The sequence below is a fragment of the uncultured Fibrobacter sp. genome (assembly GCF_947305105.1).
In the GTDB taxonomy this organism is placed as follows: Bacteria; Fibrobacterota; Fibrobacteria; order Fibrobacterales; family Fibrobacteraceae; genus Fibrobacter.
Map to the genome: position 1 here is coordinate 39669 of NZ_CAMZCS010000013.1, position 13322 is coordinate 52990.

General features: G+C 49.9%; 6 protein-coding genes. 5 read left to right on the forward strand and 1 reads right to left on the reverse strand.

All coding sequences use genetic code 11. The features are described from left to right. Positions 1-70 precede the first annotated feature (70 nt). The 5 genes from sprA (at position 71) to Q0Y46_RS07965 (ending at position 12497) form a co-directional block, all read left to right on the forward strand. The gene (gene sprA / locus Q0Y46_RS07945; RefSeq protein WP_297946438.1) at positions 71-6895 is read left to right on the forward strand and encodes a cell surface protein SprA; all 6825 of its coding nucleotides are present in this window, start codon (positions 71-73) and stop codon (positions 6893-6895) included. An 82-nt stretch (positions 6896-6977) separates the two neighbouring features. After that, entirely contained in the window at positions 6978-8831 is a 1854-nt protein-coding gene (locus Q0Y46_RS07950; protein WP_297946441.1) for an alginate lyase family protein, read from the forward strand. 120 nt (positions 8832-8951) lie between these two features. Continuing rightward, positions 8952-10517 (forward strand): hypothetical protein, encoded by a 1566-nt coding sequence (locus Q0Y46_RS07955; protein ID WP_297946443.1) that lies wholly within the window; start codon positions 8952-8954, stop codon positions 10515-10517. Positions 10518-10526: 9 nt separating this feature from the next. Then, positions 10527-11870 carry a hypothetical protein gene (locus Q0Y46_RS07960; RefSeq protein ID WP_297946446.1) on the forward strand — a complete coding sequence of 448 codons (1344 nt, stop codon included), beginning with the start codon at positions 10527-10529 and terminating at the stop codon, positions 11868-11870. A 12-nt stretch (positions 11871-11882) separates the two neighbouring features. Continuing rightward, positions 11883-12497 carry a hypothetical protein gene (locus Q0Y46_RS07965; protein WP_295680162.1) on the forward strand — a complete coding sequence of 205 codons (615 nt, stop codon included), beginning with the start codon at positions 11883-11885 and terminating at the stop codon, positions 12495-12497. A gap of 6 nt (positions 12498-12503) precedes the next feature. Here the strand turns inward: Q0Y46_RS07965 and Q0Y46_RS07970 are convergent, their stop codons facing one another. Beyond that, positions 12504-13274: a tetratricopeptide repeat protein gene (locus tag Q0Y46_RS07970; protein ID WP_297946449.1), complete on the reverse strand. Its 771-nt coding sequence runs from the start codon at positions 13272-13274 to the stop codon at positions 12504-12506. Positions 13275-13322: the final 48 nt, after the last annotated feature.

Consider the following 13322-nt stretch of genomic DNA (forward strand, 5'->3'; position numbering starts at 1 on the left):
CTGGATTTTTATCGTCTAATTCTGTATTTTGAGGTCATTGATTTTTAAACGACGGTTACATAAGGCCTTTTTGAATGGCCTTGCGGGTGCGCTTATCGCGGTGGGATTCGCCTATGCACAGGCGGCGTCTGCGCCCGAATCGCAATCTTCGGATACAGATCCGGCTGAAGCCCAGCCGGATCCTGCCGAGACGGAATGGCAACCGTCGATCAACTACATTGACCTTCCTCCTTCTGCAGCTCCGCTTGACAATCTTTTGCCGTTCAATGGTGTCGGTGCGAACCCGAGCCTGATGAACACGAACAAGGGGCGGGTGTTCAGTCACGATATCGACATCGCCACCCGTGAACTCGACGTGAGCGAAAAACGCGTGAATTCCATTTCCCGCGATACGACGACTCTCTGGACCGCCCACTACCCGGAACTGGCCGACTACGTGTCCGACATGTACGATGTGGGCCGTAGGCGCCTGTGGTTGAACGGGCTCGTGGGCCAGCCGAACGACGGATACGAGGCCCCTGAAACCGGTTCCGTGTTCGATATTACGATTCCGGTCAATATGCCCGCATGGATGAGGGATTTCGGCCTCGACAAGCCGAAACTCATGCTGCAGGGTACCATGGATATCCGCCTCAAGGGTTACGGCGAGAAGGACGACGCCCAAGGCAGCGACAACACGAGCCTCTGGCCGTCCCCGTCGCTTTCGTACGATCCGAGCTTCATGGTGAAGGGCAAGATTGGCCCCTACATCACGGTGGAAATCAACAACGTCGAGAGCGGCCTCGGGGTCAAGAACCAGGTCCGCGTGGTCTACGAGGAATCGTACAAGGACGAGTTTGAAGACTATATCTTGCAGCGCGTGGAAGCGGGTACCACATCTCTTACGCTCTCGGGTACGGAGTTGACGGGTTATTCCGAACAGCACCAAGGCCTGTTTGGTATCAAGGCCGACTGGAAACTGGGTGACTGGCGCCTCACGACGATTGCCTCGCAAGATGGTGGAAGCCAGGAATCTTATTCCATCAATGCGAGCGAGTCTACCACGGAATTCCAGATTCTCGATAAACAGTTCCTCGCTTACCGTTATTACTTCTTGAATCATGATGCGAGGAATGCCTATATCAATTCGGCTATTGCTGGGCGCACGGTGTCCAACTATCCGGCAAAGGACCTCAAACTTTATAAGCGTATCTCGTCGAATGCCAAGGATGTCATCGACAGCATGATTGTCGTTTATACGACTCCCGACGGTAAGAGAATTGAAAAGACCGTGATGCGCATGGCCGAAATCCCCAAGGAAGATTTCGACTACGATAGCAAGACGGGTATTTTGAAGGTGTCTGGTGCGAACCGCAACACCTTGATTGCGGCAAGCTGGAGCGATGATGGTACCGGCCGTAAGGGCGGTGACACCAAGATCCGTGACGGTTCGAAGGTCGTCCTTATCCAGTGGGATGCGACGCTCCCGGAATTGACCGACATCGACAAGTTGATGCTCAGGAACGTGTATTCTGTAGGCATTTCCGATGCAAGCTCCAGCAGCTTTATCTTGCGCATGAAGAACAAGTCCGGCGTGACGAACAGTTTCTTGAAGGATTTGGGTGTTGCCGACGAGTCGACCGGAACTCCGCTCGTTAACGACGCGACGATTTTCAAGAAGGACGCCTCCGGAAACTACACCGGCGAAATGTGGTTGCCTTGTAAGCCTCTTTCCAAATATAAGGGGCAGAAAAATGCAGCCGAACTCGCCCGTGCAAATTGCTTGGAACCTTTGCGCAATCTGGATTCTTCGGCAGCGATGTCGCAACTCTACACGCTTCCGGTTTATAACCTGAACCGCTACACGAGCAGGTTCTACTTTGAGTCAGTCGGTAAACGCCGCAATTCTACAATCAGTGTCCGCGACCCCAACTCCAGCTATTCTGTGAGTGCGGGTTCTTGTATGGACATTTCTCCGGGTTCGGAAAAGTTGACAGCCGGTTCCACGGTGCTCGTCCGCGATGTGGACTACGAAGTCAACTACGAACTGGGCCAGATTGAACTTTTGAGCGAAAGAGCCCTTGACCCCAATAAAGAAATCAAGGTGACGTTCGAGTGCGAACCTCTGTTCGAAATAGACAACAAACTGTTGTTGGGTGCTCGTGCAGAACTCCCATTGGAACGCTACGGGTTCGGCAGTGGGTCTGTGTTCGGTCTCACGGCCCTGTACAAGAGCCAGAGTACTACGGCAAAGACTCCGACACTCGGTAACGAACCGTACAACAGCTTCCTTTGGGGGATGAACCTCCGCTTGCAGGATACTATTTCTGCATTGACTTCCCTTGTCAACATGATTCCGCTCATCGAAACGCAGGCGGTTTCTAACTGGCGCTTCGAAGCCGAATTTGCAAGCAGCCGCCATAATGCCAATACGAGCGAAGCCAATGCCGCTCTGGTCGAAGACTTTGAATCGACTGCTTCTGGCCTCGTGTTCCCGATGTCCCGCCTTTCTTGGTATCCGGCGTCTCCTCCGGGTGGCGTGAGCACGAATCCTTCGACCTATATTGAAAATTTGGACTACCGTCATAAGGGTGAGTTCATCTGGCATAGCAACAGCACCGAACTGTACAAGTACATCTATCCGAACGTGGGCAATTCCGATGTCGACAACCAGCACTTGACCGTGCTCAAGATGACGTTGCGTGCCAACGACAACCTCATGGGCAATTCCTGGGGCGGTATCATGCGCCCGAACAGTTCGTATTACCAGGATTTGAGCGACTTGAAGTATATAGAGATTGTCGCCCGTGGTAATGTGGGGTCTATCTATATCGACTTGGGCTTGGTCAGTGAAGATATCTCTATCAATGGCCGGGCCCCGAACGGGCAGTACAATGGTGAAAACGAAATTGGAACGACCACGGCGTTGCACGACATGGGCCTGGATGGTGTCACCGGGAGTGACGAAGCCGACAGCTTGACGAAGTGGGTCTGCCGTGGCCCTAGCGCAAGCGATTGCGAAGACAAAACGCCCAAGGCCGATGCGGCGACAACCGATATTGCCCGCGATAACTATTCCGATAAATACGACGATGACAGTGATCCTCCGGTGAATATCAACGGTACGGAAAACAACTCCGGCGAACGCAAGTATGATACCGAAGATATCAACCGCAATGGAACTCTGGACCAGGATATCAACTTTGTCCGTTATCGCATCGATTTGTCCGATACGACATCTCCGTATATTGAAAAATTGAGGAACGGCTGGCGCAAGTGGACTATCCCGTTGAGCCAGTACGATACGATTGTTTCTCCGATGGCTGCCGACTATTTGAGCATTTTGGCCGGTGCCCAGTACACGCGTCTCTGGCTTGGAAACCTGAATCCGGGCGTTGCCGAATCCAAGGTGCAAATCGTCAGCATGGGTGTCTTGGGGAACTCCTGGGAAGAAACGACGGTTGCTGACCGCTATGTGACTTCGACTTCCGAGAACTCGCAGGTGGTGGAAGTGAACGGAGTAGAGACGATTGTTACAGAACAGGTGGCAAGCCGCGATACGAACTATATCGAAGTCTCCACGATTAACAACCGCGAAAATTCCAATACGTATTTCAAGTCGCCCAATATCAAGACCGAACGCGATACCGAAACGAATGCCCCGCTCAAGGAAACTTCGCTCCAACTCAAGTACAAGAATATGTACGCCGGTCAAGAAGTGGGTGTGACTCGTATTTTCGAGACGGACAAGAAGGACTTCTCCATGTATAAGTCCCTCAAAATGGAAATCCATTACGAAACCAAGGCCGACCATGTGCCCATCCGTTTTGCCTTGCAGTTTGGTGAGGGTTCGCTTGAAGGGTCCAATGATTATTACGAATGGAGCTTCCGCCCGGTAAAGCTGGAAGAACATTGCGGAGGCCGTCCGCAGGATTGCCACGAACAGAACTGGCTCGATAACGCCTTCTCCATGGACATCATGGACTTTTCGCAGATGAAACGTGGCCGTCGCCCGCCTTTCCTTGAACCGATCGAGAAAGATCTCGGTGGCGATCGTGAAGAACATCTGCGCTTGGTCGGTAATCCCTCTATTACGAACATCGATTGGGTCCGCTTTGTCATCATTGCCGATTCCAGCGCCTCTCCCGATGACCTCGAGGGTACGTTCTGGATAAATGATCTTCGCCTTTCCGACATGGATACGGAATGGGGCTATGCGGCGCGTGTGGGTGGCCAGGTCGACTTCGCCGATTTCGTTTCTGTTTCTGGAGCGGTTCGTTACCAGGATGGCGACTTCGCGACGCTTTCAACTTCGGGTGGTTCGCCGAAACCGAAACTGTCCGATGCGGCGACACAGCTTGATGTTTCTGGCGATATCAACTTTGCCTTGAACAAGTTCCTGAACGACAGTCTCGGTTTCCATATCCCGTTGAGCTTGGGTTACGCAAGTTCCACGAAGCGCCCGTACATGAAGCCTACGGACGACATGATTCTTGACAAGAGCAGCTTCTCCGACATTACGGGAGACATGTTCCAGAACGACTTGAGCGTGACGTCGAACAAGGAAGAACAGAAACTTCGTGACGAGGGTAAGTCCAAGGGCTATGAATCTTATACCCGTGACAAGACGCTCGGCTTGAGCTATAGCAAGGATTACAAGGCTAACGAATCGGCTATAGGCGAAGTGCTTTCGCAGGTGCTTTTGGAACGCCCGGCATGGAGCTATTCGTACCATGAGACGGAGGCGCGTGCGACAACGAGTGCGGACTCCACCTATTCTTATCATACCATTATCGAATATAAGTTGGGTACGTTCAGCTTGTTCAAGTTGACTCCGTTCGGTGGACTTGCTCGGTATGGCTGGGCTTCGGACTTTTCTAAAATCGAGTTTGAACCATGGCCGCAGACATTCGATGTTACGTTGTTCGATTTGAGCTATATCCGCTATGTGGACCAGGATCGTGATCCCGATTTTGTAGAACCGCAGGTAGACAAGGTGGTCACCTACACGACGGATTTGTCCCATAAGTTGAACATGCGTTGGAACATCTTCAATTTCCTCTCCACCTCTTACAGCTTGAACGTGAGACGCGACATGTATGGTGGTGGCGACCGTGAGGCATTCGTCAAGGAAAACTTCTTTAGCCCAGATGACGGCGGCCTCTTCGCAAGCGATGTGGTTTTTGATTACGACCATACCGACCGCAAGGTTTATGTATCCAAAGACAGTACGGTGATTATCCCGTACGACACGATTCCTCGTGTAGATGCCGACGGCAAACCTCTCGCTATCGACATGCAGAACCCGGATAGTTATGAAATCCGCTACGATACCACTGCGTTCTATAAGGTCGATAGTGTGGGTACGAGGGAATACGGTAAGTCTTACGGTATCCTGCGCAACGAACGGTCCAGGACGCAACAGTTCCGGGTGAATTTCAACCCGAATATCATCCCGTTCATTCCGTTCACGACTTCGTTCTCCTCTGATTTCAACCAGCAGAAGACAATTCCTGATGAATACGATATTTATGACGAGACGAACGTTGAGAAAAACTACTGGACTATATCACAGACCAACCGTTTTGATTTCAACCCGACGTTCAGGATTCTCGATTTCGTGAAGTCCTTCGGTAAGACAAACCCCGTGGCTCGTGGCATGGAAACGATTCGCTGGCGTGAAATCCGTTTCAACTGGACGGCAACCACCAATACTCTCGGTGAGAACTTCACTTTGGCCCAGCTGTACGAAGAACAGGGCGTCACTCCGTTCCAGTACTATCTCTACGGTCTCGGTATTGGTAACGGCTACCGTAACCGCGGGCTGTGGAACATCGTCTCGGGTGACATGGGTCTAGACCATCGCGACGACTTTAGAGATTTCGCGGAATACCGCAACCGCCATGTCGACACGCTTGTGTATCAGGGCAATTTCCGTCACTCCGTCTCCCGTTCGTTCCAGACGGGGACCAGCATCATGTTGCCGTTCTGGGATATCGGCGTGACTGGCGATTTGCAATGGAAGGAAGAATTCTCCCAGGCGCGTGAGTACCCGCTGTATATCGACACGACCACGGTCTGGCCGAAGATTGGAGTCGCTGTCAACGTGCCGAACTTCTCGCAGCGAGTTTCGTTCTTGAACGGTTTCCGTAGCGTTTCGGCGAACAGCCGCCTTGACTACACCTATGTTACCACAGTTCGCCCGTTCCAGAGCGCCGAAGATTCTTGGGGCACGGAATGGAACTTCAACCCGCTTATCCGTTTGAGCTTCCTCACGCAGAAGAACATTCGCATCGAGAACTCTGTCCGCTTAAAGATTACCGATGTCGACCGCCGACCGAAACAGGAAGTCATCGGTATCACGAGCTGGCCGGATTCTGCTGGGCATGGGATCGACACCTCGAAGTACTTCTGGGAAACCCCGTGGATCCACACCTCGCTGTATAACGACTTCGATATCAACGTGGGCGACGATTTCTCCGTTTCTTACCCGCTCAAGACGAAGCGCGGGTTCCAGTTGTGGAAATGGTATTTCAAGTTGGATAACGACATCGACCTCAAGTTTACTGCCGGCTACGATTACAAGAAGAGCATCCGCAAACAATACGATCCTGATCCAGATTACGACATGTGGAACAAGGAAAGCGGGACCGACGGAATCTTTAGACAGTGGAAATTTGATGTCGACGAGCCATACACAGTGTATAATCCGAAACTTTCGCTTACCGATCGTACCGTACCTTCGCGCACGCACGAATGGTTTGTTCGCCCGAGTGCCGGTTACCAGTTCAACAAGATTGCTTCCATGAGCAGTTATATTGAATACAGGCAAATTCACGAAAAATTGGACGACGAAACCGCCCATTTACGCCAAATTCTGCAGTTCGAAATCGCCTTGATGCTTAGGTTCAACTAATTTTCCCGATTCCGGTTTTCCGGGAAAGGATAAATTATTCTATAATGACGTTATAAGTTCATTATCCTGGAGCGTCAAGACAATGCAAATATTTTCGGCAGGGGATTATCTGTACCGCATTCGACGGTTTGTGCGGAGCCATCTTTTCGACAGGCTTGCGCAGGACGATTACGAAGTTGCACTCCCTATACCGGATTGCAGTATCATCGATACTGAAGATGCCCATCTGTATTATCCGATTTTCAAATCGGAAATCGATATCAACAAGGAAATCGATTGGCATCTAGACTTGTCGACAGGCAAACGCTTCCCGGCAAGGTTTGCTTACGATATCGATATTCGCAGTGGTTTCTTTGGCAGCGTGAAATATGTGTGGGAAGTGAACCGGATGCAGTTCCTGTTGCATCTCGCTTTTGTGTACAGGGCTTGCGGCGACCTGAAATGGCTCGTGTTGTTCTGCCATTATATCGCCACCTGGAGGGAAGATAACCCCTACATGGAAGGCGTGAATTGGTACAGCAATGTCGAAGTGAACTTGCGACTGATATGCTGGTATTTCTGTTGGCAGATACTGAATGTGGACGACTTGCGGAAGCACAATAGTGCCATAGACGAGTTTATCGGGGATGCGTGGATGCAGATGATCTGCGAACATGCAGAATACTCGTACGTACATCCGTCTCTCCATTTTTCGGCGAACAACCATAGGGTTGCAGAACTTGTCGGGCTGTTTGTGGCTGCTGCGGGCTGGAAGATTCCACACAAAAAATCGCGGCTCGCTTACGCGAAGAAGGGGCTGGAAAAAGAAATCCTCTTGCAGAACACTCCAGAGGGCGTGAACCGCGAAGAAGCTGCGGAATACATCCAGTATGTCAATGAACTCTTCTTGGTTGCGGCCATTGTGGGCAAGCGTGCCGATAGCGAATTTTCCAAGGCTTACGACGAACGCCTGCATGCCATGGCGAACTACATGAACGCATTTGTCGATAGCCACTACAACTATCCTATGTACGGTGACGGTGACGACCGGTATGTGTTGCGGCCAGATGCGGGCGGGCATTTCAATAATTTCAAGTCGCTGCTTGTTTCTTTTGCCACCTATTTTGGCGATGCCTCGTTTAAGCGCGAAGGCCTTGTCTGGGACGAGAAAAACAGTATCCTTTTCGGGGAAGAGGGCAAGAAAAAATTTGAGTCGCTTCCCTGCACGCCGCTCCAAGACGGAAACAGGTTCTTTGCGCAAAGCGGCCACTTCGTATTTAGGAAGTTGGAGCAGGATCACGAAACCTATATGCATTTTGATGCTGCTCCGCTTGGCTACTTGAGCATTGCGGCGCATGGGCATGCCGATGCGTTGTCGTTTATCTTGCATGTAGACGGGCACCCTGTCATTGTGGATCCGGGAACGTACTCCTGCTATATGGATAAGAACCTTCGCGATTATTTTGTGAGTACGTTAGCCCATAATACCATTTGCGTGAACGGTAAAAACCAGGCAGAGCAGATTGGGCGTACGATGTGGCAGAATCATTACAAGGTGAATGTCATCTCGTGCGATGAAACTGCGGGCGAGGTGACTGCTTCCCATGACGGTTATGCACCCGAGGGCGTAATACACACGCGCCAAGTCCGGTACGACCGTGAAAGTGACGAATTTACAATCACAGATTCCTTGCTGTGCGCGAAAAATGCCGTTTTAGAAATCCCGTTCCACTTGCATCCGGATGCCTCTGTGGAATTGCGCGGATCGACGGCTGAAATTTCTGTGCCGGGTTGCCGCCGCGTGGTCCTTGAACTGGATTCAAAACTCTCTTACTCCGTCCGCGACGATGGTTGGTATTCCGAACACTTTGACGATAAAGTACCGACAAAGTTCCTTTATGCCAAAATCGAATGTAGCGGCAATACCGATTTTGTGACCAAGGTAAAAATCATCTAGAACATTTGTTCCTGATAAATCTCGTTATTCTGAACAAAAAAAATTACATTCGCCTGCGGTGAATGACTTTATGTTATATTTACAACGGGGTATGGGAAACCTAAACGATGTGGAGTTTTTATGCCGTTGTCTCTGGGGTTGAAGATTGCCTTGCTTGTGGCCTTTTTCGCAGGCAGTCTTATGGCTGAAACGTTGTCTTTGGATAACCTCGATTGTCCCGAGAACGAATACTATTATGCTGCGAGGAAACGAACCGCTCTAAAGATGTTCCAGTATTGCCAGAAGAAAAAGCCTTCTTCGTTTACGTTTTCGGTTGGATTGTGGATCGGAGGCTTCAGGGTGGTGGATGTACCGGTCTATCAGAAGGACACGGATTCCTACGAAGACGATACGCAGGGCATGCCGTTCGAACGGCCAGAAGTGAAAAAGCTTGAAAAAGACGAGTGCCTGAATCAATATACGATGTATGTGGATACGCTTGCGGCGTGCCTTTCTAAAACGTTCCCGCAAAAGAGCCTATTCTCAAGGGAAGAACTTTCTGCTTATTTTGTTGTCGGAGAGGCTGTCGGGCCTTTCTGGGAAATGATTGATAAGTATGGGCAGGAAAATTCACCGATGCTTAACGAAAACGTTGTTGACCGTTATAATGAAAAAGACGAAACATTTCTTGCATGGCTTATGGATGAAACCCGTTTTGTCGGACGTATGTCCGCCTTGCCGATTACGCGCGAAGATAAAGATGTCGCTTTGCTCTATTTCCGGTATTTGAAAATGAAATACGACCGTAAATACTGCGTTGCTCAATCGGAGGGATATTCGGAATGCAGAAAGAAAATTTGGGTTGAAAGGCAAAGGTCGGCTTTCTTCGAGAAATATCCGGACTCGCGCCATCGGGCATTTATCAAGAAGGAAATGGTGTTCGAAGAGCTTACTCCAGAAGAAGAGGAAAATGCAAAGCGTTACGATGCGGCAATGATGGAATCGAATAGGATTGTCGAAGGGGAGTACGATGAATTCGTGAGAAGAATGAAAGAACGACGTGAAGATATTAAGGAAGAGAAGGAAATTGCGGCAGAAAAATTCCAGTGGGGTATCTCTGCTTTTGGGGCGTATGGTCCTCTATTATGGGCTCCTTGTAGTGATTATGACGATCAGTACGATGTTTCTGCCTTGGCGACGCTCGGCTCTAAGTTCCAATATCGTTGGTTCGCCGCTCAATTCCAGTACGACATCTCTTTTGGAGACAACGCTCATGGCGATGTCGTGTCGTATAAGGGATTTTCTGTTATGGCTGGAGTCTCTGCGGGTGCGTACAAGGTGTTTGTGGCGGATCTCCTTTTAGGCGTTTCGGTCGTTGATGCTTATCCTGTTGAGGAAAAACTGCATACCATAAAAAATACGGTTGGATTTGCGGGAGCCTTTCAGTTGAATTACTTTATTCCGATAACAAAATCCTTGGATATTTTTCCGCATGTTGAACTTTCGACTAGGCTTGCTCCGTATTTTCAATGGAATGCTAGACAAGACAGAATCTGGGGGACGTCTGGCGATCTCATGACCACGATTAGTTTCGGTTTGGGTGTCCGTTTTTGGAAGCCGAAAACAAAGAAGTCTGCATCCGAAGAAAGACAGCAAGCTGTTGAACCGGATGAGTCGGAATATGTTGATTCGGGAGAGTTCCATTAGGGAGGTTTGATGTCTAGACGCGTTGCTTTGTTTGTTGTTGCGTGTGCGCTTTTCCTGGCGACCGACTTGTGGGCAGCAATGTTTGTGTGCCCTAAAGACGAAAGCCAGTTTGTTCAGAAGAAACACGAAATGTTGCAAAAATTCAAGAACTGCCAGAAAGAGTATTCTGTCAACAGTGTTTCCGTTTCCACTGGAGTCCCTGGCCTCAGTGTGAAGGTTTGGGAAGGCGAATCGGGTGTTGAAGATAGGCTCCTGTGTCTTGAAGCGTATACACAAGAAATTGCCTTGGTAGAACAATGCCTCCAGGCTGTGCTGCCCGGCAAAAACTTTTTTTCCCGTGATGAATATGCGGGGCTCCTCTTGAACCGTGAACAGATGAGCGAATACTGGCAATTGATAGACCGCTATGCGACTGAAGCCCGCCCAAGGACGTTTGAATCCGTGATAGACCGCTTCGATACCAAGAACGAGGAAGTCATGTTCAAGACGTTGTCGGAAACAAGGCTTGTTGATGGCCTAAATACTATGTCGCTTTCCCGCGAAGATAAGGATGTCGCAATTCTTTATTTTCGCTATTTGATGTCGACATATAACTATGAGTTTTTCCATAAGCGGAATGACGAATGGTATTCAGGTCTCGGATGGCTGGATCAGGAGAAAAAGAATTTCCTAGAGAAATATCCTAATTCTCGACACAGGGCATTTGTGGAAAGAGAAATGATTCGTATCTATCCGACCGAAGAGGAAAAAATCGAGATGGGTACGGAAAAAGTCCGCCAGCAAATCGCCAAGAAGGCCGTATGGATGTCCCTTTCAATGTTCGGCATCGTTGGGCTTCCTTTAATGGATGGCTACGATACAGAGAATGTTGATATTCCGGCCCTGTTCTCTTTGGGCTTGAAATACCAGTTCCGTTTTTTGTCGGCTCAGTATGAATACTTCTTCTCTTGCGGCGGCAATAGCCATGACGGAGCCTTTTCCGAAAAAGGAATGGCGCTGATGCTTGGGTTCTCTGCCGGATCGTACAGGCGTTTTAATATTGATTTCCTTCTGGGTCTATCTCTCCTGGATGTGTATCCGAACAAAGAGGATCTCCCTATACAGAAGAATGCCGTATATCCTCGGACAGCCATCCAAGGGAGCGTGTTCTTCCCTATCGCAGAATCTTGGGACATGTTCCTCCACACTCAATTTTCGCTAGGCCTCAATCCTGCGGGTAGCTATTCCCATTATCATGAGGAAGATGAAGTTGAAGTGGGTTTTATGGGCGTAGTGAGTGTCGGTATTGGTTTCCGCTTCTGGAAACCGAGGCCTGTCTCGAGCTATCCTGAAAAATACACGAAAAATTTATAAAGGAAATGCTTCATGAATCGGTTACTTGTCTTGTTCCTGTGTTTTGCTGCGATGCTTTTGGTGTCGTGTGGCGGCACTCGTTTGAACGTTGACCCCACATGGAACGAAAAACCGAAATCTTTGACTGTCCTCATTACAGAACCCTATGTGTCAAATACGGATGACCTTGAAGACGACCTCCCGGAATACACCACGAAATTTGGAGAGTGGATGGCGTCGCAGTTGCAAATGGAACTGCAGTTGCGCACAGGGGTGAATGCCGAAATGAGAATCGAAAAGGATGAAAATTTTGCATTTGCCCAATTGCCTATAGGCAAAAATATGGTTGACTTCCAGCTCCCGAATCCCGAAAAGATTAAAGGCCTGCACGGGATGGTTCTTACGGTTCATCCGATTCAGTTTTGGCGTGATATGGCCCCGTGTGTAGGGCAGGGCGGTTGCTTCAATAACAAGTTCTTGATGGCCAAGGGAACCTACGTCTTTACAGATGTGGATAGCCGCCGTATTATGGGCCATGGCGTCTTTGGCGTTAGCAGCAGTTTTTCTTTTGCGATGACCAAAGGGAACTGGGAAGATGTCGTCAAGTCAATGGCGAAGGAGATTGTCGAGGATACCCCGCTGGAATAGCGTTGCTTACCTGACAATTCCCACGTTGGATTTTTTCACGAAGCCGCGGATGGCGTCGCCCAGGCGGATTTCGACGAAGTTGCCCTGTTCCGAGAGCACTTCGAAGCTCGTACCTTCGGAAAGCGTGTTGAGTGTTTGAGACCTGTCGCTCGGGGCGCTGGTGATGTCGGCATCCTTTGCGGTGACGACTCCCGTGATTTCTGTTTCGGCGACAAACGCCTTGTAGGCGGCACTCGTGCCGATGACACCGAATATGACGGCGATAAAGAATACCGCTCCAGTGCAGGCGTTCTTCGCGCGGTCCCCGTGGACGAGGATGCGCAATACAGAGACAATAGCAATGAGCCAGAACAGGCCGAGCAGCACAAAGAGTTGCACCTTGAGCGATAACGCATGGTGCGCCTTGAACAGCGCCGAGAGAATCGGGTTCTCCTCTTCGTCGTCCACCTTGTCCTTGGTCATGGCCTGGGCGAATTCCAAGTTGTGCATGTAGTCTTCGTCGTTGGGGCGGAGTCGTAGTGCGGTCTTGTAATTATAGATGGCAAATCCGAGCTGGCCGTTACGGAAATAGGCGTTGCCCAGATTGTAGTAGAGGTCCGCGTTCTGGTAGCCGTTGTCGACGCAGTTCTGCCATTCGTCAATAGCGCGTTCGTATTCACCTTCGTTGTAGGCCTTTGTCCCGGCGTCGATCCCGGCACAACCCGCACTTTCCGCAAAACTAGCGACAGTACCACCAATCAGTACGATCAATGCGAATAGAAAAGATTTCAACTTCATGTTACTACGTTCCTTCCAAATTCTATTTACTTCTTCAATCAGGTTCGA